Source organism: Sphingomonas phyllosphaerae (assembly GCA_036946405.1).
GTDB lineage: Bacteria > Pseudomonadota > Alphaproteobacteria > Sphingomonadales > Sphingomonadaceae > Sphingomonas > Sphingomonas phyllosphaerae_D.
This window is the reverse complement of the sequence record JAQIJC010000001.1, coordinates 507,912-530,153: the sequence shown is the minus strand read 5'-3', so window position 1 is coordinate 530,153 and position 22,242 is coordinate 507,912. Positions and strand designations below refer to the sequence as shown.

Genomic DNA, 22,242 nt, shown 5'->3' with positions numbered 1-22,242 from the left:
CCGGATCGGCCGTGCCTCAGAGGATCGCGCGCGCGATCGCCGCAGCCTCCACGTCATAGGCCCAGGCGGTTTCATGGAGGCTGTCGGCGAAGGCGCCGCTCGCCAGCGCTGCGGCGCGGCCGCCGAGCAGCGCCTCCTCATCGATGAACAGACAGCCGTTCTCGAACGCGAAGATACGCAATGCCGCGCGCCACAGGCTGCGGTTCGCGTCGTTGCCCGCCGCCGGGCTGACCCCGCCAACCGCCGGCCACGTCAGGATAACGCTGCCGCTCGAGCGCACCTGCTGGACGATCGTGCGGATGTTCGCGAGCCACGTCGCCATCGGCAGGCCCTGCGCGCTGTCGTTGGTACCCAGATTGACGATCGTGAGATGCGGCGCGTAGGTCGCAAGCGCCGCCGCCGGCGAGTAGGCGAAGGTCGTGTCCGTGTAGAAGCCGGTCACCGCCCCGAAGACGCCGAGATTGGCGATCTCGATGCCCGGCCGCGAACTGTCCCACGCCACCATACCGACGAGCTGAAGGTTGCCGGTGGTGCCGCCGCGCGCGACCACGATCGGGGCGGCATCGCGGGTCGTGAAGCTCACCTCCAGCCTCGCGAACCCGCCGCTCGCGCCGCTGGGAGTCAGCGTGATGCTTTCATTGCCCTTGGTCACCGTGAACGCCGGCCGGTCGCTGCCGTTGCGGATGAAGACCGAGCAGCGATCGACGACGCCGGAGGGCTGAAATTGCGCCGGGTTGGTGTTGCCGGTGCTCATCGTCGCGCCGCCCAGCGAATTGTTGCCGCCGTTCCAGTTCAGGAAGCCGCTGCGACGCGGATCGTAGGCGAGCAGGTCGGCGATGTTGCCCATCCCCGCGCAGCCGAAGAACGTGTCGGTACGTACCGGCAGTCCGGCGGTGGCCAGCAACGCCGCGACCCGCGCGGGCCTCGACCGCGCGAACGCGCCAGCGGTGAAGTTGGTGCCGCTTCCCGCGCCGGCGCCCATCGTCTTGCTGTCGCCGACGAAGGCGATCCGCGCGACATCGGCCAACCCGCTGCGCAGCCGGCCCCGCGCCGCCGCCCATCCGAGGAGCGCGGTGGCCGAGGCGGCCTCCACCGCCGGTACGGGCGCGCCGACGCGTGCGAGAGCGGCCGCGGTGACCGCGCCGCCGATCGATCCCGAAGTGCGCGTCATGTCAGGCCTCCGCGATCAGGTTGGTGGCCGTGGTGCCGGTCGCACGGACGTACAGCGCGCGCACCGCGACGTAGCTGGCATCGGGAAGGTTGCGGTAGGTGACGTCCTCGGTCCCCTCGACCCCGCGCAGCACGATCGTGCCGCCGCCCCCGACATAGATGCCGCGCGGGACGTTGGGGAGCGGCGCGAGGTCGTCAGGCTGGATGGCGTAGGGCGCGGTCGAAGGGGCGGCGGCGCTGTCGGTGCTGTTCTGGAACTTGTCGGGCATGTCATCGTCCTCCATCGTCGAGAACGTTCCCTTTATGTTCGAGTCGGGCATGTAGGACAGCCCCCATTGCGGGCCATTACCAGCATGGGTCGCGGTTGGCGGCGGGAGCGCGACGCTCTAGCGATGCGGCGATGACGGATCGCCGGAGCGTCGCTCTGCCGCTACGTCATGACCGGGGGACGCATGCTCTTATGGCCCTAGCCCTGACGCTCGACACCGGTCCGGTGAACGGAAGCGACGTGCGCACGCCCGCTCCCGCGGCGCCCGCATCGTTCGACGACAAGGTGGTGCAGGCGGTCTTCGCGATCGGGCTGGTCTGCACCATCGTCCTCCAGAAGATCGCCTGGCCGCTCCGCGGCGGCGGGTTCGTGCCGCTGGCGCTGCCGCTGTTCGTCGCGGCGATCGCGCTGGCGCCGATCCTGATCCGGCCGCGGTTCGATCCGGTGCGGCTCGCCGGATTCCTGCTCGCCTTCCTCGTCGCGGCCTTCTCGACCTTCTTCCTCGCGCCACGCTACAGCGCGTCGAGCCTGCTGCTGTTCGCCGCGCTCTATGCGCCGTTGACGGTCCACTATGAAACGAGCGCCGCGCAATATCGGCGCTGCATGAACCTGTTCATCTCGCTGATGCTCGGGTGCGTCGGGGTGCTGCTGGCGCAGCACCTGATCCAGCTCCTGCTGTCGTGGCGATCGTGGCCGAACCTCGACCGGCTGGTGCCGACGGCGTGGCTGATCCCGGATTACAATTACATCCAGCCGATCATCTATGGCTCCGCCTTCATGAAGCCCAATGCGGTGGTCTTCCTCGAAGTGTCGGTGCTGTCGCAATTCATCGCGGTGGCCGTGGCGGCGGAGCTGGTATTGTATCGACGGCCGGTCCGCCTGATCGTTTTGGCGAGCGGGTTGTTGCTGACGCTGGCCGGGACGGGGGCGCTGCTGCTCGCGCTGACGCTGCCGGTGCTGCTCGGCCGGATGCGGATCCGCGACGCGGTGATGATGATCGCGATCCTGCTGGTGGTCTGCTTCGTCGCGTTCCGGCTGGGCTGGTTCGATATCGTCAGCTCGCGGATGGACGAATACAAGCGCAACGGGACCAGCGCGAACATGCGCTTCATCCTGCCGCTCGACCGGATGATGGCCTTCCTGCACGATCCGCGCGGCGTGATCGCCGGGATCGGCGCGGGGCAGATCGAGAAAGGCCGCAACTTCATCTGGTGGCCCTTCACCAAGGTGGCGATCGAATATGGATTGCTGTCCGCGATCGTCTTCTATGCGTGGGTCGGCTATTGCCTGTTCCGGCGCGCGCCGGAGCGGGCGTTCGCGTTCGTGCTATTGGTGTGGTATTCGTTCGAGGGTACGTTGCTGACCGCGCACAACGTGCTGTCGCTGGTGCTGTTCGGGACGCTGCTGCGCGTTTCGCCCGACGAACCGCCGCCCCGTCGACCCGAGCAGCCCGACATCCCCGCCTCGCCCGGGCATATGCCGTGGCCAGAGCCGCTCGCCGTCGGCGATCTGACCGGCGCGGCGCTGCTGCGGGTGCTCGGCACGCCCGACACCAACGGACGGTTGATCTACGCGATCGGCGACCTGCACGGGCGCGTCGATCTGCTCGACAAGCTCATCGGCGGCATCCGCGACGATATCGCCGCGCATCCGGGCGGTTATCGGGACAGGCCGATGGTGGTGCTGCTCGGCGATTACGTCGACCGTGGGCCGCACGCCGCGCAGACGATCGATCGCATCCTCACGCTGCGCGAGGACGAGACGATCGAATGGCGTGCAGTGCTCGGCAATCATGAGGATGCGATGATCGCGTTCCTCGACGCGCGCAGCAGCGGCCAGAGCTGGGGCCGGCACGGTGGCGCGGCGACGCTTGCCTCCTATGGCGTCGCGATGCCGGACACCGTCGAAGGGTGGGAGGCGACGCGCGAGCACCTGCGCGCGGCGGTGCCCGCAGCGCACGATGCGTGGTTGCGCGGGCTCGAACATTATATCGTTCAGGGCGGGCTGATCTTCGTCCATGCCGGCCTGCGCGCGGGCGTGCCGCTGGAAAGGCAGCGGATGAAGGACATCCTGTATATCCGCGAGGATTTCCTCGGCGCGCCGGTCGATAGCGAACTGCTGATCGTTCATGGCCATACGCCGCACGAGGAAGCTTATGGCGCACCGGGGCGGATCTGCCTCGACAGCGGTGCCTACGCCACGGGCGTGCTGACCGCGGCGCGGTTCGACGGCGGTCCCGTTACGCTGCTCACCGCGCGCTAGACGGACGCGGCGTCAGCGCCGCCGCACCGGACGCATCGGTCGCAGCCGCACCGCGAGGCAGATCACGGTCGGCCAGAACAGCGTGTTGATGACGTCGGGGATCGTGTCCCACCACCGCCAGCTGTGATAATGGAGCCGATCGAGCACCTCGTTCGCCAGCTCGGCCAAGATCACCACCGACAGCGGGATGAACGTGCCGAGCGAGCGGCGCGTGACGATTCGAGCGATCATCAGCACCGCCATGCCGGCGTGGATGTGCAGGACCGTGTCCGTGGTCCCGGTGCCGTCGCCGATCCAGTTGATGAAGCGGGCGTACAGCCCCGGGACGTCGATCACCGGGTTACTTCTGGCAGGCGACGATCGCAGTCACGACGCTGATGGTTTCCTGCGGATCGCGGACGCGGACGCAGTCGACTCCGGCTTCGTGCGCGGGATAATCGTTGCCGCCCGGGAAGATCGCATCGCCGATGAACAGCATCTCCGACAGGTCGAACCCGCTCTCCGCGGCGAGCTTGCGCAGGCCATAACCCTTGTCGACGCCCTCACGGGTGATGTCGATCGAGGTCGCGCCGCCCATGTTGATCGCCAGCCCCGGCAGGCGCTGGCGCAGATCGGCCTGGATCACCTTGCGCTTGGCGAAGTCGGGATCCCAATGTTCCTTGGCCTCGATCGGCGCTTCCTGCCCGAGCGCGGAGAAGGTGATCTGGCTGCCGCGATCCTCGATCCGCTCGCCCCAGGTCCGTTCTGGGACGAATCCGGTCGCCTCGAGCGATTCACCGAAAGCGGTGATGATCTTCTGCTTCTCGGCATCGTCGAACAGCTCGGCATAGACCGTCCGCCACGCGCCGTCCTTGTGGACATACAGCTTGGTGCCGGTGGTCGGCATCAGCCACAGCCGCGACCGGTCGGCGCGCGCCGGCAAGCGGCTGGCGACCTGCTTCTCGAACTGCGGCCAGTCGCCGCCCGAGATCACCGCGACATCGGCGACCGTCAGCAGATCGGCCAGCGTCTCGCCCATATCGTCCTTCAGCGGTTGCTTGCTGAGCGCGAGCGTGCCGTCGAGGTCGAAGGCGACGAGCTTCTTCATTCGGTATCTCCGGTGCGCAGGATAATCGTGTCGATGGCGTGCGCTACGCCATCTTCGTCGTTGGCGCGAGTGGTGGTGTGCGCCTTGGCCTTTACCGCATTGGGCGCGTTGCCCATCGCGATCGACAGGCCGGCGCGCGCCAGCATCGGCAGATCGTTGGCCTGATCGCCGATCGCGGCGGTATCGGCGAGATCGACGTCCAGCGCACGGGCGAGTGCGGCGATGCCGTCGCCCTTGTTCGCGGACAGCGCGGTGACGTCGAGATAATAGGTCTGCGACTGCGCGACGGTCGCGTCCTTGCCGTAGCGGGCGTGGACGCGTTCGTAGAGCGCGTGGAGCGCGGCTTCGTCGTCGCTGACGAAGGTGATCTTGTCGGCACGGTCGAGCAGGTCGTCGAAGGCGGCGACCACCACCGGCTCCTGTGCGCTGCTGCGGCGTTCGCTCTGCGTGTGCGGGCCGTCACCGTTGCTGGCATACCATCGATCGTCCGCGAAGACCCAGGTGTCGACGCCATCGGCCATCGCCATGACGCCGCGCGCTATTTCAGCGGGGATCGTGACGTGGCTGACGATCGTGCCGTCGTGGCGGAAGACGATCCCGCCGTTGAACGCCGCGACATCGCCGTCGAGACCAAGCGGTTCGAGCAGCGGGCGAATCCCCGACATCGGGCGCGCGCTGATGACCGTGAACCCGACCCCGGCCGCGCGCAGCCGCTCGACCGCGGCGATCGTGGCGGGGGTGAGGTTCTTGTCTTTGTCGACCAACGTGCCGTCGAGATCCGACACCAACAGGCGGATCGGCATTATTGCGGCATCTCGACATGGCCGCCGAAGCCGAAGCGCATCGCCGACAACACCTTCTCGCCAAAGGTATGTTCGACGCGGCTGCGATAGCGTGCGAAGAGCGCAGTGGTGAGGACGTTGGCAGGCACCGCCTCCTCCATCGCCGCCTCGATCGTCCACTGTCCCTCGCCCGAATCGGCGACGTTGCCGCTGAACTTCTCCAGCTTGCCGTCGGCGGTCAGCGCGTCGGCGGTGAGGTCGAGCAGCCACGACGAGATCACGCTGCCGCGTCGCCACACCTCCGCAACATCGGCGAGGTCGATGTCATAGCGCTGATCTTCGGGCAGTTTTTCGGACGCCTTGCCCTTCAGGATGTCGAAGCCCTCGGCATAGGCCTGCATTAGTCCGTACTCGATCCCGTTGTGGACCATCTTCACGAAATGGCCCGCACCGGCCGGGCCGGCGTGAATATAGCCGTTCTCCGCACGGGGATCGGTGCCGTCCTTGCGGCCGACGGTGCGCGGAATGTTACCCATTCCGGGGGCGAGGGCAGCGAAAATCGGGTCAAGATCTTTGACGACGTCCTTCGGTCCGCCGATCATCATACAATAGCCGCGTTCCAGCCCCCAGACGCCGCCCGAGGTGCCGACGTCGACATAGTGGATGCCCTTGTCGGCAAGCGCCTTTGCGCGGCGAATATCGTCCTTGTAGAAGCTGTTGCCGCCATCGATCACCACGTCGCCCGCGCCGCCGCCGGCCGCGATCTGGTCGACCATGCCGTCGGTGATCTCGCCATGCGGGAGCATCACCCACCAGATCGCTGGGCTGCCCGCCCTGGCACGCGCATCGTCGACCGACGTGGCGGCGATAGCGCCATGTTCGACAAGCTTCTCAACGGCTTGTGCGTCGCGATCGAAGGCGACGACCTCGTGCCCGGCCTTCATCAGGCGGCGTGCCATGTTGCCGCCCATCCGGCCGAGGCCGATCATCACCAGTCGCATTGCAAACTCCCTCGCTGGCCGCTTAATCACCCGACCATGCGTCAGGTTCCGCTGGCGCAACAACCCCTGGGAGCGTTCGCGCGTTGCATCGGCCCCGCCTGCTCATCGTCTTCGGGACCCGCCCGGAAGCGATAAAGATGGCCCCGGTGATCGAAGCGATGCGAAAATACCCCCGTATCGACACGCGGGTGCTGGTCACGGGACAGCATCGCGAGTTGCTGGATCAGGCGCTGGGCGCATTCGGGATCAGCGCCGACGTAAACCTGTCGCCGATGCATGCGGGCGCGACCCTCGACGCGAGATTGGCGGCGATGCTGGCCGCGATCGGCAAGGTGCTCGAGCGCGAACGCCCGACGCGGGTGGTGGTGCATGGCGACACGCTGACGACGCTCGCGACCACGCTGTCGGCGCACCTGCGCGGGATTCCGATTGCGCATGTCGAGGCGGGGTTGCGCAGCGGCGACCTGTCCGCGCCATGGCCCGAGGAAGGCAGCCGGCGGGTGGCGGGGGTGTTGGCGGACCTGCATTTCGCGCCGACCGCCGCGGCGGTGGCGGCGTTGCGCGCGGAGAACGTCCCGGCGGCGGCGATCCACCTGACCGGTAACACGGTCACGGATGCGTTGTGCGCGATCCGCGCGCGGATCGCGGCGGCGCCGACGTTGACCGCCGCGGTCGACCCGGTGCTGGCGCGCTTTGCCGGCAAGCGTATCGTGACCGTCACGGTGCATCGGCGTGAGAACCTTGGCGCGCCGCTGGCGGGAATAGCAGAAGCCATCGCGCGGCTGGCGAAGCGGGACGACATCGGCATCGTCGTGCCGCTGCATCCCAACCCGGCGGTCGCAGAGCCGTTGTCGGCGCAGCTGTTCGGCTGTGAGCGGGTCGTGCTGGTCCCGGCGTTGGACTATCCCGCCTTCGTGCGGTTGATGGCAGCAAGCACGCTGATCCTGACCGACTCGGGCGGCGTGCAGGAAGAAGCGCCTGCGCTGGGCGTGCCGGTGCTGGTGCTGCGCGACGTCACCGAGCGGCGCGAGGGCGTCGTGGCGGGTGCGGCGCACATCGTCGGCATCGACCCGGCCCGGATCGTTGCCGCGGTGCGCGGCTTGCTCGACGATCCGGCGGCGCTCGGCGCGACAGCCGTGGTGCGGCATTGTTATGGTGATGGTCGGGCGGCGGCGCGGATCGCGGCGATTCTCGCGGCGGCGCTGGGGCATGATCCGGCATCGTAGAAATGTGCCTGATGCGCGTCGCGCTTCCTCGCGCTGGCTTTCCCAACTGGGCCCCGGCCTTCGCCGGGGTGACGACTCAACAGGGGTGATGGCGGGATCGGCTTGGTCGCCCCAAGCTTTTCTGCGCTTGCCGCATCGGGCGGCGCGTCGCAGGTAACGGCGATGAACGGGGGCAAACCGCTTTGGACCTATTGAGCACGCTGGCCGGATTTCTGGTCGGTACGATCGTCGGGCTGACCGGCGTCGGCGGCGGATCCCTGATGTCGCCGCTGCTGATCCTGCTGTTCGGGGTCGCGCCGACGACCGCGGTCGGGACCGATCTGTGGTTCGCGGCGATCACCAAGATCGTCGGCGGGACGATGCACCACCGTCAGAACAACGCCGACTGGGCGATCGTGCGGCGGCTGTGCTGGGGGAGCCTGCCGGCGGTGGCGATCACGCTCTGGTGGCTGTCGAGCCATGGCCATAAGGCCGAGAGCAACGGGCTGATCGTGCGCGTGCTGGGGGTGACGCTGGTGATCTCCGCGCTGCTGACGCCGTTCCGCGCGACACTGGCGCGGCGGTTCGCGCGGGCCGAGGGCGCGCGGACCGAGGCGCTGCTGCGCTGGCAGCCGTTGCTGACCGCGGCGGCGGGGGCGTTGCTGGGGACGCTGATCACGCTGACGTCGGTGGGGGCGGGGGCGTTGGGGGCGACGCTGTTGCTGATGCTCTATCCGTTCCGGTTGAACGCCAAGCGGCTGGTGGGGACGGATATTCTGCACGCGGTGCCGGTCGCGCTGATCGGCGGGATCGGTCATGCGGTGATCGGGAACATCAACCTGCCGTTGCTGGGGTCGTTGTTGCTGGGGTCGGTGCCGGGGGTGATCCTTGGCGCGCGGCTGACCGACCGGCTGCCTGAGCGCGTGGTGACGCCGGCATTGGCGGTGGTGCTGCTGATCGTCGGTGTGCGGTTGTTGATGTAGGGTGGAGCCTCGCCACTGACCCGTCACTGCCCCCATTTCAACGCCCCGGCGGAGGCCGGGGCCCAGGTGGGGAACGCTGATGATGCAAGTCGCGCTTCGTGTCGTCGGCCTTCCCAACTGGGCCCCGGCGTTCGCCGGGGTGGTGGCTTCGGCGAGAAGCGGGATCCCGGATCAAGTCCGGGATGACGGCAGAAGGCGTCAGCCCAGCGCCGCCTTCACGCGGTCGGCGAGGCGGAGGATGGCGGCGTCGTGGATGCCGGCGGTGCTGACGAGTACGCCATAGGCGCGCGGGTCGGGCTTGTTGAAGACCAGCGGCGCGCCGACCGCGTCGCTGACCGAGGCGCCGGCCGCGCTCGCCACCAGCACCGCGGCGGCGATGTCCCATTCGTTGCCCCAGCGCAGCGTCGCGACCAGATCGGCATGGTCGGCGGCGACCATCGCGACGCGCAAGGCGATCGAGTTCGGTTTCTCGACCGCGGTCAGGTCGCGGTCGACCTTGGGGAGCGCGTCGACGGGGACGCGCGCGCCCGGCAGGGTCAGCCGTCCGCCGGCGGTGACGCGCGCGCCGTTGCGGGTCGCGCCGCCGGGGGCGGTGGCGCACCACACTTCCTCGCGCGCGGGAGCGTCGAGCACGCCGATCACCGGGCGACCGTCCTCGACCAGCGCGATCGACACGCACCAGCCGGTGCGCCCGCGGATATAGTCGCGGGTGCCGTCGATCGGATCGACCACCCAGACGCGGCGGCACGCGAGCCGATCGGCATTGTCGGCGGTTTCCTCCGACAGCCAACCGGCGTCGGGGAGCAGCGCGCCGAGCCGCGCGCGGAGCATCCGGTCGACGTCGAGGTCGACCTCGCACACCGGGCTGCCTTCCGACTTTTCCCAGCGCGCGAAATCGGTGCGCCAGCGCGCAAGCGCCATCTGCCCGGCGTCGCGCGCGACCGCGGCGACCGCTGCGACCAGACCGGGGTCGGGAGCGAGAGCAGGAGCGGCGGGGTCAGCCACCGGCGACCGTCATCCCGTCGATCCGCAGCGTCGGCACGTTGACGCCCTGCCGGAACACGAGGTCGTTGGCGGGGGTGAGCGCACGGTACATGGCGAGCAGATTGCCCGCGATCGTGAAGCCGGCGACCGGCGCGACGATCTCGCCGCCGCGGATCGCGAAGCCGGCCGCACCGCGGCTATAGTCGCCGGTGACGGGGTTGACGCCCTGACCGATCAGCTCGGTGACGTAGATGCCGTCCTCGATATCCTCGATCAGCGTCGCGACCGGCATTTTGCCCGGTTCCATATAGAGGTTGCTGGTCGACACGCCCGGCGCGCCAGCGATGCCACGCGCGGCATGGCCGGTCGGCTCCAGCCCCAATTGCCGCGCCGAGGCGCTGTCGAGCAGCCAGCTTTCGAGCACGCCGTTCTCGACGATCGCGAGCGGCGAGACCGGCAGCCCCTCGCCATCGAACGGACGCGAGCGCAAGCCGTGCGGGCGGTGCGGATCGTCGCGGATCGTCACGCCGGGCGCGAAGACCTCGGTGCCGAGCGAGTCGAGCAGGAAGCTGGTGCGGCGGGTGATCGCGCCGCCGGTGATCGCGCCGCTGAGATGCCCGAGCAGGCTGGAACCGACGCGCGGATCGAAGACGATCGGCATCGTGCCGCTGCGCGCCACGCCCGGATCGAGCCGCGCGACCGCGCGCTCGCCGGCGAGCTGTCCGATCGCCTCGGGGGTGTCGAGGTGCGCGAGGTGGCGCGCCGAGTGGAAGGCATAGTCGCGCTGCATCGCGCTGCCCTCGCCCGCGATCACGCTCGCCGAGAGGCTGAAGCCGGTGGTGGCGTAGCTGCCCACGAAGCCGTGGCTGGTGGCGAGTGCCCAGACGCTCTGCGATGCCGATGCGCCGCCGCCCTCGCTGTTGGTGACGCCTTCGACGGCGCGCGCGGCGTCCTCGGCGCGTTGCGCGGCGGTGCGGAGCTGTTCGGGGGTGCAGGCGTGGCGGTCGGCGAGGTCGAGCGCGGGCGGTGCGCCGTGGAGCAGCCGCTCCTGCGGGGCGAGCCCGGCCCAGCGGTCTTCGGGGGCTTCGCGGGCCATCGCCACGGCGCGTTCGACCAAAGCGTCCATCGCGGCGGTCGAGAGGTCGGAGGTCGAGACGCTCGCCGAGCGCTGCCCGACGAAGACGCGCAGGCCGAGGTCCTCGCCCTCCGAGCGGCCGACATCCTCGAGCTTGCCGAGCCGCACCGATACCTCGGTCGAGGCGTTGGCGGCGAAGACCGCGTCGGCCGCATCGGCCCCGGCGGCGGTGGCGCGGCGGACGATGTCGTGGGCGCGGTCCTGCGCTTGGGAGGGCGTGAGCATCGGACCGACTTAGGGGCGAAAGGTTGCGGATGCCATATCGCGGAGAACGTCGCGGCGGCGTTATTGGATGCGCGTGCCGACGACGACGCAGGCGAGGAACATTAGCAGCCCGGCGGTGCGGTTGCTGCGGAAGCGGTCCAGCGCGGCGTTGCCGTCGTCGTCGCGCAACGTCGCGACCTGCCAGAACAGGTGGAGCGCGAGCGGGGCGAGCGCGGCGAGGATCAGCGGGTCGGCGCGGACCTGCCACAAGGCCGCCGCCCAGAGCGCGAGCGCGAGCGCGTAGCAGGCGGTGACCCCGGCGCGGACGTGGCGACCGAGCGCGAGCGCCGAGGAGCGGATGCCGACGAGTGCGTCGTCCTCGCGGTCTTGCAACGCATAGATCGTGTCGTAGCCGACCACCCAGAAGATCGTGCCCGCATAGAGCGTCACGCCGGGCAGGGTGAGCGCGCCCCATGTCTCGGTCCAGCCGACCAGCGCCGCCCATGAAAAGACCAGCCCCAGCCATGCCTGCGGCCACCAGGTGATGCGCTTCATGAACGGATAGGCGGCGACCGGCGCGATCGCGGCGAGCGAGACGAGCGCGGCGGGCAGATGCAGCTGGACCAGCACGACCAGCCCGATCAGGCAGAGCGCGAGCAGGAACGCCCATGCCGCCTTCGCCGACACCGCGCCGCTGGCGAGCGGGCGCGTGCGGGTGCGCGCGACGCTGGCGTCGAGATCGCGGTCGACGATGTCGTTGTACACGCACCCCGCGCCGCGCATCGCGATGCTGCCGAGCAGCAGCCACAGGAGCAGCGGCCAGCGCTCGCTGACGCCGCCCGCGAGCGCGACACCCCACGCGCCGGGCCAGAACAGCAGCCACCAGCCGATCGGCCGGTCGAAGCGCGCCAGCGACGCGAACAGCCGCGCGCGCGGCGGCAGGAGCGACAGCAGGCCGCGGTGCTGGGTGTCGGGAACGATGTCGGTCACGTCGCACCGAATAGCGGGGGATGGGGCGGGCGTCAGCGGCTATCGTGCTGCGGACGGCGAGTCCTTTTCACTTCCGCCCCTCCCGTCCGTCGCCCCGGACCTGATCCGGGGCCCCGCTTCTTCTTGTTCTTGGCGAACGGCGTAAAGAAAAAGCGGGATCCCGGATCAGGTCCGGGATGACGGGTGGGGGCGGGGGCAGTGGCTTGCCCGCCTTGAACGTCGCCGGGCGGCGTGACGGAAGTATGTGGGTGACCGGTTCACGCCACCGTCAACCGGGCCTACATATGACGCGACCGGTTTCGTAAGGATCGTGCGTATGTTGACCCTTCTCGCCCTGCTCGCCGCCACCGCCGCCGATCCGCTGGCGGGAACGTGGCGCAATGCCGGGGATAGCGTTCGAATCCGCGTCGCGCCGTGTCGCGGCGAGCCGGGGATGTGCGGCACCGTGGTGTCGGCGAGCGACAAGGCCAAGGACGATGCCGCGGCGGGCGGGACCGAGCGGCTGGTCGGCACGTCGCTGTTCCGCGGGTTCGAGCAGAATGGCGACGGGACATGGGCGGGGACGGTGTTCGTCCCCGATATCGGGCGCGAGGTCGACGGCACGTTGCAGCTCGACGGGCGCAACACGCTCATCGCGCAGGGATGTCTGTTCGCGGGCTTCGGGTGCAAGGAGCAGCGCTGGACGCGCGTTTCGGCGAAGTGATCCATCTGTCGGTCGCGATCGGCCGGTTTTTCGAGGCGCTGTTCTATGCCATCCTGCGCGTCGCCGGGGTGGTGACGGGCGTGGTGCTGGTCGTCGCGCTGGCGGGGGCGCTGATGTTCCTGATCGCGCGCCTGTTGATCGGACGGGGAAGGAAGAAATGATGGGGGCGGTGCCCGCCTGGCCGCCGCGCTCGACGCCGCGGTTGTTCGTCGAGACGGCGCTCGCGCCCGGGCCGTTGTCGCTGTCGGGGCCGCAGGCGCATTATCTGGTGTCGGTGATGCGCACCAAGCCGGGCGATCCGGTCAAATTGTTCGACGATGCCAGCGGCGAGTGGCTCGCGGTGGCGAGCGCGGTCGGCAAGCGTGACCTGACGCTCGACGTGACCGAGCGGCTGCGCGAGCGCGAGGCGGTGCCCGACCTGTGGCTGGTCGCCGCGCCGCTCAAGAAGGGGCGTGTCGACTGGATGGCGGAGAAGGCATGCGAGCTGGGTGTCGCCCGGCTGGTGCCGGTGGTGACGCGGCGGACCGTGGTCGACAAGCCCAATACCGAGCGGCTGCGCGCGCATATGATCGAGGCGGCCGAGCAATGCGGGCGGACCGCGGTGCCGGAGGTGGCGGAGATGGTGAAGCTGCCGGCCTTGTTGCGCGACTGGCCGGCGGAGCGCGCGCTGTTCTTCGCGGACGAGCTGGGCGGCGCGCCGGCGGTGGCGGCGATGCAGGCGCGGCGCGGGCCGGCGGCGATCCTGATCGGGCCGGAAGGCGGGTTCGACGACGAGGAACGCGCCGCGATCCGCGCGCACCCGGCGGCGGTGGGTATCGCGCTCGGGCCGCGGATCCTGCGCGCCGATACGGCGGCGGCGGCGGCGGTCGCGGTGTGGATGGCGGTCGCTGGCGACTGGTGACCCGGCTTTACCCATCGCAACCCGATCCGCTCTAGCGCCGGTGTTCATCGCGGCGTAAGGCGCGGCCATGACGACCAAGACGGTTTCGGACGCGCCGGCAGCGACCATCGAAACGCGCGACGCATTGATCGCGCGCTTCGCCAGTGGCGAGAAGCCCGCGGCGCGCTGGCGGATCGGCACCGAGCATGAGAAGTTCGTCTATGCCACGGACGACCATCACGCGCCGTCCTATGACGAGGCGGGCGGCATCCGTGCGCTGCTCGGCGAGCTGGAGCAGCATGGCTGGCGGCCGGTCACCGAAGGCGGCAACGTCATCGCGCTGAGCGGCGCGGACGGGTCGATCAGTCTGGAGCCCGCCGGGCAGTTCGAGCTGTCGGGCGCGCCGCTGGAGAACCTGCACCAGACCTGCGCGGAGACCGGGCGGCATCTGGCGCAGGTGAAGGCGGCGGGCGAGAAGCTGGGGATCGGCTTTCTCGGGTTGGGCATGTGGCCCGACAAGACGCGCGCCGAGCTGCCGATCATGCCCAAGGGTCGCTATGCGATCATGCTGCGCCACATGCCGCGCGTCGGCACGATGGGGCTCGACATGATGCTGCGCACCTGCACGATCCAGGTGAACCTCGACTACGCCAGCGAAGCCGATATGGTGAAGAAGTTCCGTGTCGGACTGGCACTGCAACCGCTCGCCACCGCGCTGTTCGCCAATTCGCCGTTCACCGAAGGCAAGCCCAACGGATTCCTTAGCTATCGCAGCCACATCTGGTCGGACACCGACCCGGCGCGGACCGGGATGCTGCCGTTCGTGTTCGAGGACGGCTTCGGTTACGAGCGCTATGCCGAGTATATGCTCGATGTGCCGATGTACTTCGTCTACCGCGAGGGGCGCTACATCGATGCAGCGGGGCTGAGCTTCCGCGACTTCCTGCGCGGCGAGCTGTCGGTGCTGCCGGGCGAGAAGCCGACGATCAGCGACTGGGACGATCACCTGTCGACCGCCTTCCCCGAGGTGCGGCTCAAGACCTTCCTCGAGATGCGCGGGGCGGATGGCGGGCCGTGGAACCGGATCTGCGCGCTGCCGGCCTTCTGGGTCGGGCTGCTGTACGATGGCGTCGCGCTGGATGCGGCGTGGGATCTCGTCAAGCACTGGACGCTCGACGAGCGGCAGGCGCTGCGCGACGCGGTCCCGAAGCTGGGGCTGGCGGCGCCGATCCCCGGTGGCGGGCAGCTGCGCGACATCGCCGGGGCGGTGCTCGACATCGCGCATGGCGGGTTGAAGGCGCGCGCGCGGGTCAGCGCGGCGGGCGAGGATGAAACAGGGTTCCTCGAGCCGTTGCGCGAGATCGTGCGATCGGGGAAGGTGCCGGCGGAGCGGCTGCTCGACCTGTACCACGGCGCGTGGGGCGAGGATGTGTCGCGCGTTTATGGCGCGGCGAGTTTCTGAGGCTTGCTCCCCTCCCCTTCAGGGGAGGGGCTGGGGTGGGGCGGGGTCTCACAGAGGGTTGCGCTCGTGAGTCCCCCACCCCAACCCCTCCCCTCAAGGGGAGGGGCTTTCATTCCGCGTGGGGCCAGCCTTCCTGATCCCATATCAGCCGCTGGATGCGTAGCGTCGGGGTGCCGTTCCGCTGCGTATCATAGGCATGGTAGACGATGCGGTCGCCGTCGGGCGCTTGCAGGATCGCATTGTGGCCGCGCCCGACGTAGCGGCTGCCGGTGCCCTGTCCCGAGGCGAGCACGGGGGTGCCGCCGCCTTTGAGCATCGGCGTCCCGGCGCGGTCGAGATACGGGCCGGTCGGAGCGGTCGCGCGGCCGACGACGGTGTTGTAGCTGCTCTTCGCGCCGCGACAGCAGAAGTCGAACGAGGCGAACAGATAATAGTAATGGCCGTGACGGATCACGAACGGCGCCTCGATCGCGCCGGGTGACGGGCGTCGGGCGAGGCTGTGCATCGGCGTGCCCGGCAGCCGCAGCCCGGTGGCGGGGTCCAGCGCGATCAGCTTGATCCCGCTCCAGAAGCTGCCGAACGCCAGCCATTGCTTGCCCTCGGCGTCGGTGAAGGCGGCCGGGTCGATCGCGTTGAAGTCGCCGCCGGTGGCGGATTCGACGACCGGGCCCTTGTCGACCCAATTGGCGGCGGGTGCGGCGGGGTCGAGCCTCCGCGCGGTGGCGAGCCCGATTGCGGAGCGGTTCTTCCCGAAGGTCGAGAGCGAGTAATAGAGGCGGTATTCGCTGCCGACGTGGGTGATGTCGGGTGCCCACATGCCGGCGGTGCCGGGGACGTGCTTGTCCGCCCATGTGGGGAGTGCAGGGAAGGATGCGCCGCGCAGCGTCCAGTGTTTGAGATCGGTGGAGGTGCGGAGCGGGATCAGCCCGTCGCGGCTGCGCACATGACCGGTGACGAAGAGGTAATAGGTGCCGTTGTCGGCGATGATCGCCGGGTCGTGGACGGTAGTCAGGTTACCGGTCAGCGGCGGCGGGACGGTCGCGGCGGGGACGGTGGCGAGCAGGAGCAGCGTGCTGGTGCTGCGGAGAAAGGTGCGCATGGCGGGGCTCCTGCCGGGAGGGCGGAAACGATTTGCAATACTCATACAATTAAGCGCGTGATCGCGGGGGAGCCGCGTCGTCATTGCGAGCGGAGCGAAGCAATCCAGGGCGTCCTGGTCCGGCTCTGGATTGCTTCGCTCCGCTCGCAATGACGGGCGAGGGTGGCGACGTCGTGCATCGCATCGCACCGCACCGCGCGATAACGGATTACGCCCCGCGCGGCAGCGGGCCGTTGGCGACCGGTGGGTCGAATTGCGGGACGCCGGCCGTGTCGTAGCGGATCGGCTGGACGCGGGTGTGACGGTTGGGATCGAACAGCGGGTCGCCGACGATCTTCTCGTAATCGCGCGCGTGGAACACCAGCATGTCGCGCCCGCGCTCGTCGACGGTGAAGCTGTTGTGGCCGGGGCCGAAGATCTTGTGCGCGCGCGAGGTCTTCATCACCGGCTCGGGCGATTTGGTCCACGCCGCCGGATCCATGATGTCGGCGTCGTCGCGCGCGGTGAGCATCCCCAGACAGTAGCGCGCGTCGGTGGCGCTCGCCGAATAGGTCATGAACAACCGGCCGTTGCGCGCCAGCACCGCGGGCGCTTCCGCGACCTTGTAGCCCTGGATTTCCCACGGCAGTTTGGGGATCGTCAGCCGCGCCGGCTTCGCCGCGAAGGTCAGCGGGGTGGCGAGCGGGGCGAGATAGAGGTTCGAGTTGGTGTCGATCCCCTCCTCGCGCTGCGCCCATGCGAGATAGCGGGTGCCGCGGTGGACGAAGCTGGTCGAATCGAGGTTGAAGCTGTCCCACGGCGTCTGGAGCTGCCCAAGCACCGTCCACGTGCCCGTCATCGGATCGGTGCCGTCGCAGACGACGGCGTGGGTGCGGATCCGAAACACATCCGCGCCGCCGCCGCTGGGGCCGGCGGCGAAATACATGATCCACTTGCCGTCGATCAGATGCAGCTCGGGCGCCCACAGGAAGCCCGAGAGCGGGCCGCTCTTCTCGTGTCGCCACAGCACCTTTTCGGTCGCGTTGGTGAGGCCCGCGATCGTCTTCGCGCGGCGCAGCACCAGCCGGTCATATTCGGGCACCGAGCCGGTCATGTAATACCAGCCGTCGGTGTGGCGGAACACCTGCGCGTCGGCGCGCTGGCGGACCAACGGGTTGACGATGGTGCCCGCCCCGGCGCGGGTGCGGGCCAGCGCGGGGGCGGCGGCAAGCGCCGCGCCCCCGGCCACGAACAGGCGGCGTGACAGAAGCGCCAGATCGTCGTTCATCAGTTGAGGTCCAGCATGACCACCGACTTGGCCGGCAGCGTGACGGTGAGCTGTCCACCGTTCAGCTGCGCGCCGTTGAAGGCGGCCGGAACGACGGTGTTGGGCTGGTCGAAGGTGTTGAGCGAATTGACCTTCGGTCCGGTCAGGATCGTGCCGCCGACGCGCGACGCGTTGACCCCGGTCAGCGTGGTGGTGACGGTGATCGTGCGGTTCGGATCGGCATTGGCGAGCGCGACGTGCGTCACCCCGGCCTTGTCGCGGACCGCCGAGGCGCTGACCGCCGGGATCGTCCACTGGTCCTTGTTGTACCACGGCGACTTGATGTCGATCGGCAGCACCGTGCCGTCCATGTACGGCTTGTACATCTTAAAGACATGATAGGTGGGCGTCAGCACCATCTTGTTGCCGTCGGTCAGGATCATCGCCTGCAGCACGTTCACCATCTGCGCGATCGCGGTCATCTTCACGCGATCGGCGTGCTTGGCGAAGATGTTGAGGTTGATCGCGGCGACCAGCGCGTCACGCAGCGAGTTCTGCTGGCGCAGGAAGCCCGGATGCGTGCCCGGGTCCTGACCGTACCAGGTGCCCCATTCGTCGACCGCCAGATACACTTTCTTCTGCGGATCGTATTTGTCCATGATCGCGCTGTGCTTGGTGACCAGCTCTTCCATCTTCCACGTGCCGGCGAGCGTTTCCGCCCAGCCCGTTTCGTCGAAGTCGATCGCCGACGCCCGTGGCGCCCAGCCGCCGGGGACGGTGTAATAATGGAGCGAGAGGCCGTCGAGCTTGTCGCCCGCCTCGCGCATCATCACCTCGGTCCAGTTGTAATCGTCGCCGTTCGCGCCGGACGCGATCTTCTCGATCCGGGTGTTGGCGGGCGCCTTGACGAAGGTGGCGTAGCGGCGCGTCACGTCGGCGGCATATTCCGGCTTCATGTTGCCGCCGCAGCCCCACAATTCGTTGCCGATGCCGAAATACGGCAGCTTCCACGGCTGCTTGCGGCCGTTCTTCGCACGCTCATCCGCCAGCGAGCCGGCCGGCGAGGTGATGTACTCGACCCACTCGGCCATTTCCTGCGGCGTGCCGTTGCCGACGTTGCCGGAAATGTAGACGTCGGCGCCGATCTGTTCGGTGACATCGAAGAATTCGTGCGTGCCGACGGTGTTCGGCTCGGTGACGCCGCCCCAGTGCGTGTTGATCTTGATCGGACGCTTGTTCTTCGGGCCGATCCCCTCGCGCCAGTGATATTCGTCGGCGAAGCAGCCGCCCGGCCAGCGGATGACGGGGGTGCCGAGGTCGCGCAGCGCGCCGACCACGTCGTTGCGGAAGCCGCGCGTGTTCGGGATCTTGCGGTCGTTGCCGACCCACAGCCCGCCGTAGATGCCGTTGCCGAGATGCTCGGCGAACTGGGTGAAGATGCGCTTGTCGTAGACCGGGCCCGGCGTGTCGCCGCGCACCGCCAGCGTCGCCGACTCGGCGGTGACGGCGGGGGCGTCCTGCGCGGTGGCGGGAGCGAGCGACGCGCACCCGATGGCCAGCGCTCCGGCATAAGCGAACAGACGTGCCTTCATCCTATCCTCCCGAAAGAAGCGCGGCGGGGCATTGCCCACCTCGCTGTTTTTGCTCATTACTCGGACATTAGGTTTGGGTATCGAGCATTGCAACGACCATTTGCCGGGCGGCGCGTGCTTGCCACGGCGCGATAAAGCAGGTCACAAGGGAGCGGTGATGGCGGATCGGGAGAGCGGCGTGCCGCAGGGGGAGGGCGATGCGAAGGAGGCAGCGCGCGCGTCGGTGCGGGGCACCGGACGGCGGCTGCACGGCGCGATCGCGCACAAGCTGGGCACCGCGATCGTCTCGGGCGAGTATCTGCCGGGCGACACGCTGTCGGGCGAGGTCGCCTTCTCCGAGGCGCTCGACGTGTCGCGCAGCGCGTACCGCGAGGCGATGCAGGTGCTCGCGGCCAAGGGGCTGGTCGAGAGCCGTCCCAAGGCGGGGACGCGCGTGCTGCCGCGCGAGCGCTGGAATCTGCTCGATCCCGACGTGCTCGCCTGGGCGTTCGCGGGGGCGCCGGACGTGCAGTTCGTCAGAGCCCTGTTCGAGTTGCGCGCGATCGTCGAGCCGGCGGCGGCGGGGCTGGCGGCGCAGCGGCGTGACCGCAACGACCTGAAGGCGATGAAGGACGCGCTGGCGGCGATGCGGCGGCATACGCTGGCGACCGAGGCGGGGCGCGCGGCCGACAAGGACTTCCATAATGCGGTGCTGCGCGCGACGCGCAACGATGCGCTGATGGTGCTGAGCGCGAGTATCGGCGCGGCGATCCACTGGACGACGCAGTTCAAGCAGCGCGCACGGGCGCTGCCGCGCAATCCGATCCCCGACCATGTCCGCGTGCATGACATGATCGCGGCCGGGGATGTGGTCGGCGCGACCGCGGCGATGCGGACGCTGGTCGATCTCGCGCTGGAGGATACCAAGTTCGCGATGGAGGGCTGACGGCGAAGACGCTGGCGATACGCGCAGGCTTCTGCCACGGAGCGCAAATGATTCCGTTTGCGTTGCTCCTGCTCGCCGCGGCCCCGGTGCAAGATACGCCGCAGGATGGCGACATCACCGTCCGCGCGCCACTGCCCGCCACCCCGCAGACCCCGGCGACGATGGTGGTCGAGCCGGTGGCGATGATGATCGCCGCCTGCGACCGCGACGGCGACGCAAGGGTCGAGCGCTACGAGCTGGAGGAATGCGTCGCTGCGTCGCTGGCGGCGTTCGATCCGAACAAGACCGGCAAGCTGCGCTATATCGCGTTCGGCGACTGGGCGCTCCGCTATCTGGGCGACCGGGCCGCCTTGCCGAGCCCGTATGAGGTCGATCGCGACAATGACGGCGAGGTGACGCTGGCCGAGTTGCAGGACCATTTCTCGCGGCTGTTCGCGCGCTACGACCGCGACGGCGATCACGCGATCAGCCGGTCCGAGCTGCTGACCTATCGCACGATGCCGGTCGATGCGCGCGGACCGACCGCGGGACGGCGGCCGGAGAAGAAGGATGACGCGCCCGACGCCGACAGGCCGCGACGCGGGGGGCGGCGATGACGCGCTTCGCGTTCGCGATCGCCGCGACCGATGGCGCGGCGCGCACCGGTACGATCACGATGCAGCGCGGCACGATCCGCACGCCGGCGTTCATGCCGGTCGGCACCGCCGCGACCGTCAAGGCGATGAAGCCCGGCGATGTCGAGCGCGCGGGTGCCGACATCATCCTGGGCAACACCTATCACCTGATGCTGCGCCCCGGCGCGGAGCGCGTCGCGCGGCTGGGCGGGCTGCACCGCTTCATGGGCTGGGACAAGCCGATCCTGACCGATTCGGGCGGCTATCAGGTGATGAGCCTGTCGGCGCTGACCAAAAGATCCGAGGAAGGCGTGGCGTTCGCGTCGCACCTCGACGGGACGCGGCACATGATCTCGCCCGAGCGCTCGATCGAGATCCAGCGGCTGCTGGGCAGCAACATCGTGATGGCGTTCGACGAGCTGGTGCCGACCACTTCGACGCGCGAGGTGCAGGCGGCGGCGATGGAACGATCGATGCGCTGGGCGCAGCGCAGCCGCGACGCCTTCGACAGCGGTGGCGACCATGCCGCGAACAACGCGATCTTCGGTATCCAGCAGGGCGCGCTCGACGAAGGGCTGCGCAAGGCCAGCGCCGACGCGCTGATCGACATCGGGTTCGACGGCTATGCGATCGGCGGGCTGGCGGTCGGCGAAGGGCAGGCGGCGATGTTCGGCTGCCTCGACTTCGCGCCGGGACAATTGCCGGCGGACCGCCCGCGTTATTTGATGGGGGTGGGCAAGCCGACCGATATCGTCGGCGCGGTCGAGCGCGGAGTCGACATGTTCGACTGCGTGATGCCGACGCGCTCGGGGCGGACCGGGCAGGCGTTCACGAGGCAAGGGCCGATCAACATCCGCAATGCGCGGTTCGCCGAGGATCAGGGGCCGCTCGACCCGGAATGCGCGTGCGCGGTGTGCACGACCTGGAGCCGCGCCTATGTGCACCATCTGGTGCGGGCGGGCGAGATGCTGGGCGCGATGCTGATGACCGAGCACAACATCGCCTTCTACGAAGCAATGATGGCCGATCTGCGCGCCGCGATCGTTGAAGGACGATTGGCGGCGTTCGCCAATGACTTCCGTGCGCGCTATGACGCGCCAAAAGGAGAGTGACGTGAGCGACGAGCAACCCAACGAGATCCTGGCAGCCGCCGCGGCCGCCAAGGCGCATGAGGAAGCCGGCGCGCCGGGGGCGGCCGCGCATCAGCGCAAGGGGCGGTGGCAGCCGGGCAAGACGTGGCTGGGGGTCGGGATCGGCTCGGCGGCGGTGGCGGCGGCGGTGCTGTTCGCGAACTCGCGCAAGGATGAGGGGAAGAAGTAGGGCTGGCGGGCGGGGCGCTCGGGGCGAACGTGCGGGCGGCCTCGGTTCGAAACGCGATCCATTTCAAGATCGAGCGTCACCCCGGCGAAGGCCGGGGCCCAGTCGGGGGACGCTGGTGATGGGCGCCGCGCTCCGTTTCTTGGGCCTTCCCAACTGGGCCCCGGCCTTCGCCGGGGTGACGAAGAAGGTGGCGCCATTGCGCGCGTAGCGAAGCAATTCAGGGCCACACCCGGACGCTCTGGATTGCTTCCCCCGGCCTGCGCCGGGGTCGCAATGACGATTGAGGATGTTGCGCCCTTAAGACATTCGGCCGCCGGCGTGGGGGGCACG

22 protein-coding genes and 1 pseudogene are annotated in these 22,242 nt (G+C 69.0%); 11 read left to right on the top strand and 12 right to left on the bottom strand.

What is annotated here, in order from left to right; genetic code table 11:
* Positions 1-16: 16 nt before the first annotated feature.
* Both PGN12_02355 and PGN12_02350 read right to left on the bottom strand, forming a co-directional pair.
* Complete coding sequence (locus PGN12_02355) at positions 17-1,171, bottom strand: GDSL-type esterase/lipase family protein (GenBank protein ID MEH3102730.1); 1,155 nt, start codon at positions 1,169-1,171, stop codon at positions 17-19.
* A gap of 1 nt (position 1,172) precedes the next feature.
* Positions 1,173-1,439 (bottom strand): hypothetical protein, encoded by a 267-nt coding sequence (locus PGN12_02350; GenBank protein MEH3102729.1) that lies wholly within the window; start codon positions 1,437-1,439, stop codon positions 1,173-1,175.
* A 191-nt stretch (positions 1,440-1,630) separates the two neighbouring features.
* Here PGN12_02350 and PGN12_02345 point away from each other — a divergent pair, with 191 nt between their 5' ends.
* Positions 1,631-3,700: a metallophosphoesterase gene (locus PGN12_02345; protein ID MEH3102728.1), complete on the top strand. Its 2,070-nt coding sequence runs from the start codon at positions 1,631-1,633 to the stop codon at positions 3,698-3,700.
* A 12-nt stretch (positions 3,701-3,712) separates the two neighbouring features.
* Here PGN12_02345 and PGN12_02340 read toward each other — a convergent pair whose 3' ends face one another.
* The 4 genes from PGN12_02340 to gnd are packed head-to-tail and all read right to left on the bottom strand — an operon-like array spanning position 3,713 to position 6,570.
* Entirely contained in the window at positions 3,713-4,036 is a 324-nt protein-coding gene (locus PGN12_02340) for a hypothetical protein (protein ID MEH3102727.1), read from the bottom strand.
* 4 nt (positions 4,037-4,040) lie between these two features.
* Positions 4,041-4,787 (bottom strand): HAD-IIB family hydrolase, encoded by a 747-nt coding sequence (locus PGN12_02335; protein MEH3102726.1) that lies wholly within the window; start codon positions 4,785-4,787, stop codon positions 4,041-4,043.
* Complete coding sequence (locus tag PGN12_02330) at positions 4,784-5,590, bottom strand: Cof-type HAD-IIB family hydrolase (GenBank protein MEH3102725.1); 807 nt, start codon at positions 5,588-5,590, stop codon at positions 4,784-4,786. Before PGN12_02330 ends, PGN12_02335 begins: the two co-directional genes overlap by 4 nt.
* Positions 5,590-6,570, bottom strand: coding sequence for a decarboxylating 6-phosphogluconate dehydrogenase (gene gnd, locus PGN12_02325; protein MEH3102724.1), 981 nt, complete (start codon positions 6,568-6,570; stop codon positions 5,590-5,592). Before gnd ends, PGN12_02330 begins: the two co-directional genes overlap by 1 nt.
* Before the next feature lie 83 nt (positions 6,571-6,653).
* Here gnd and wecB point away from each other — a divergent pair, with 83 nt between their 5' ends.
* Both wecB and PGN12_02315 read left to right on the top strand, forming a co-directional pair.
* Entirely contained in the window at positions 6,654-7,796 is a 1,143-nt protein-coding gene (wecB, locus tag PGN12_02320) for a UDP-N-acetylglucosamine 2-epimerase (non-hydrolyzing) (protein MEH3102723.1), read from the top strand.
* A 182-nt stretch (positions 7,797-7,978) separates the two neighbouring features.
* Positions 7,979-8,758 carry a sulfite exporter TauE/SafE family protein gene (locus tag PGN12_02315; GenBank protein MEH3102722.1) on the top strand — a complete coding sequence of 260 codons (780 nt, stop codon included), beginning with the start codon at positions 7,979-7,981 and terminating at the stop codon, positions 8,756-8,758.
* A gap of 198 nt (positions 8,759-8,956) precedes the next feature.
* Here the strand turns inward: PGN12_02315 and PGN12_02310 are convergent, their stop codons facing one another.
* The 3 genes from PGN12_02310 to ubiA are packed head-to-tail and all read right to left on the bottom strand — an operon-like array spanning position 8,957 to position 12,083.
* Positions 8,957-9,763, bottom strand: a complete 807-nt coding sequence (locus tag PGN12_02310) for a 3'(2'),5'-bisphosphate nucleotidase CysQ (GenBank protein MEH3102721.1) — start codon at positions 9,761-9,763, stop codon at positions 8,957-8,959.
* Positions 9,756-11,102, bottom strand: a complete 1,347-nt coding sequence (locus PGN12_02305; GenBank protein ID MEH3102720.1) for a TldD/PmbA family protein — start codon at positions 11,100-11,102, stop codon at positions 9,756-9,758. The genes PGN12_02310 and PGN12_02305 overlap by 8 nt, the downstream gene beginning before the upstream one ends.
* Before the next feature lie 60 nt (positions 11,103-11,162).
* On the bottom strand, positions 11,163-12,083 hold the full coding sequence (ubiA, locus tag PGN12_02300) for a 4-hydroxybenzoate octaprenyltransferase (protein MEH3102719.1): 921 nt from the start codon (positions 12,081-12,083) through the stop codon (positions 11,163-11,165).
* A 304-nt stretch (positions 12,084-12,387) separates the two neighbouring features.
* Here ubiA and PGN12_02295 point away from each other — a divergent pair, with 304 nt between their 5' ends.
* The 4 genes from PGN12_02295 (at position 12,388) to PGN12_02280 (ending at position 15,116) form a co-directional block, all read left to right on the top strand.
* Entirely contained in the window at positions 12,388-12,774 is a 387-nt protein-coding gene (locus PGN12_02295; protein ID MEH3102718.1) for a DUF2147 domain-containing protein, read from the top strand.
* A complete protein-coding gene (locus PGN12_02290) occupies positions 12,771-12,935 on the top strand; it encodes a hypothetical protein (GenBank protein MEH3102717.1) in 165 nt (54 codons plus the stop codon). The genes PGN12_02295 and PGN12_02290 overlap by 4 nt, the downstream gene beginning before the upstream one ends.
* Entirely contained in the window at positions 12,935-13,675 is a 741-nt protein-coding gene (locus tag PGN12_02285) for a 16S rRNA (uracil(1498)-N(3))-methyltransferase (protein ID MEH3102716.1), read from the top strand. The genes PGN12_02290 and PGN12_02285 overlap by 1 nt, the downstream gene beginning before the upstream one ends.
* 67 nt (positions 13,676-13,742) lie before the next feature.
* Positions 13,743-15,116, top strand: coding sequence for a glutamate--cysteine ligase (locus tag PGN12_02280; protein ID MEH3102715.1), 1,374 nt, complete (start codon positions 13,743-13,745; stop codon positions 15,114-15,116).
* A gap of 109 nt (positions 15,117-15,225) precedes the next feature.
* Here PGN12_02280 and PGN12_02275 read toward each other — a convergent pair whose 3' ends face one another.
* From PGN12_02275 to PGN12_02265, 3 genes and pseudogenes are all read right to left on the bottom strand, one after another.
* On the bottom strand, positions 15,226-16,215 hold the full coding sequence (locus tag PGN12_02275; GenBank protein ID MEH3102714.1) for an arabinan endo-1,5-alpha-L-arabinosidase: 990 nt from the start codon (positions 16,213-16,215) through the stop codon (positions 15,226-15,228).
* 220 nt (positions 16,216-16,435) lie between these two features.
* Positions 16,436-17,482 (bottom strand): annotated as a pseudogene (locus tag PGN12_02270) (glycoside hydrolase family 43 protein).
* A complete protein-coding gene (locus tag PGN12_02265; protein ID MEH3102713.1) occupies positions 17,482-19,053 on the bottom strand; it encodes an alpha-N-arabinofuranosidase in 1,572 nt (523 codons plus the stop codon). Before PGN12_02265 ends, PGN12_02270 begins: the two are co-directional and overlap by 1 nt.
* A 157-nt stretch (positions 19,054-19,210) precedes the next feature.
* Between PGN12_02265 and PGN12_02260 the strand changes: the two genes are divergently transcribed.
* The 4 genes from PGN12_02260 to PGN12_02245 are packed head-to-tail and all read left to right on the top strand — an operon-like array spanning position 19,211 to position 21,912.
* The gene (locus tag PGN12_02260) at positions 19,211-19,978 is read left to right on the top strand and encodes a FadR/GntR family transcriptional regulator (GenBank protein ID MEH3102712.1); all 768 of its coding nucleotides are present in this window, start codon (positions 19,211-19,213) and stop codon (positions 19,976-19,978) included.
* A gap of 47 nt (positions 19,979-20,025) precedes the next feature.
* Entirely contained in the window at positions 20,026-20,574 is a 549-nt protein-coding gene (locus PGN12_02255; GenBank protein ID MEH3102711.1) for an EF-hand domain-containing protein, read from the top strand.
* Positions 20,571-21,704, top strand: a complete 1,134-nt coding sequence (tgt, locus tag PGN12_02250; protein ID MEH3102710.1) for a tRNA guanosine(34) transglycosylase Tgt — start codon at positions 20,571-20,573, stop codon at positions 21,702-21,704. The genes PGN12_02255 and tgt overlap by 4 nt, the downstream gene beginning before the upstream one ends.
* 1 nt (position 21,705) lies before the next feature.
* The gene (locus tag PGN12_02245) at positions 21,706-21,912 is read left to right on the top strand and encodes a hypothetical protein (protein ID MEH3102709.1); all 207 of its coding nucleotides are present in this window, start codon (positions 21,706-21,708) and stop codon (positions 21,910-21,912) included.
* Positions 21,913-22,242 lie beyond the last annotated feature (330 nt).

Excerpts from the sequence above, each read along its gene's own strand:
- PGN12_02355 (MEH3102730.1), bottom strand. The coding sequence starts at position 1,171 with ATGACGCGCACTTCGGGATCGATCGGCGGCGCGGTCACCGCGGCCGCT.
- PGN12_02350 (MEH3102729.1), bottom strand. The coding sequence starts at position 1,439 with ATGCCCGACAAGTTCCAGAACAGCACCGACAGCGCCGCCGCCCCTTCG.
- PGN12_02345 (MEH3102728.1), top strand. The coding sequence starts at position 1,631 with ATGGCCCTAGCCCTGACGCTCGACACCGGTCCGGTGAACGGAAGCGAC.
- PGN12_02335 (MEH3102726.1), bottom strand. The coding sequence starts at position 4,787 with ATGAAGAAGCTCGTCGCCTTCGACCTCGACGGCACGCTCGCGCTCAGC.
- PGN12_02330 (MEH3102725.1), bottom strand. The coding sequence starts at position 5,590 with ATGCCGATCCGCCTGTTGGTGTCGGATCTCGACGGCACGTTGGTCGAC.
- gnd (MEH3102724.1), bottom strand. The coding sequence starts at position 6,570 with ATGCGACTGGTGATGATCGGCCTCGGCCGGATGGGCGGCAACATGGCA.
- PGN12_02305 (MEH3102720.1), bottom strand. The coding sequence starts at position 11,102 with ATGCTCACGCCCTCCCAAGCGCAGGACCGCGCCCACGACATCGTCCGC.
- PGN12_02295 (MEH3102718.1), top strand. The coding sequence starts at position 12,388 with ATGTTGACCCTTCTCGCCCTGCTCGCCGCCACCGCCGCCGATCCGCTG.
- PGN12_02285 (MEH3102716.1), top strand. The coding sequence starts at position 12,935 with ATGGGGGCGGTGCCCGCCTGGCCGCCGCGCTCGACGCCGCGGTTGTTC.
- PGN12_02280 (MEH3102715.1), top strand. The coding sequence starts at position 13,743 with ATGACGACCAAGACGGTTTCGGACGCGCCGGCAGCGACCATCGAAACG.
- PGN12_02275 (MEH3102714.1), bottom strand. The coding sequence starts at position 16,215 with ATGCGCACCTTTCTCCGCAGCACCAGCACGCTGCTCCTGCTCGCCACC.
- PGN12_02265 (MEH3102713.1), bottom strand. The coding sequence starts at position 19,053 with ATGAAGGCACGTCTGTTCGCTTATGCCGGAGCGCTGGCCATCGGGTGC.
- PGN12_02260 (MEH3102712.1), top strand. The coding sequence starts at position 19,211 with ATGGCGGATCGGGAGAGCGGCGTGCCGCAGGGGGAGGGCGATGCGAAG.
- PGN12_02255 (MEH3102711.1), top strand. The coding sequence starts at position 20,026 with ATGATTCCGTTTGCGTTGCTCCTGCTCGCCGCGGCCCCGGTGCAAGAT.
- tgt (MEH3102710.1), top strand. The coding sequence starts at position 20,571 with ATGACGCGCTTCGCGTTCGCGATCGCCGCGACCGATGGCGCGGCGCGC.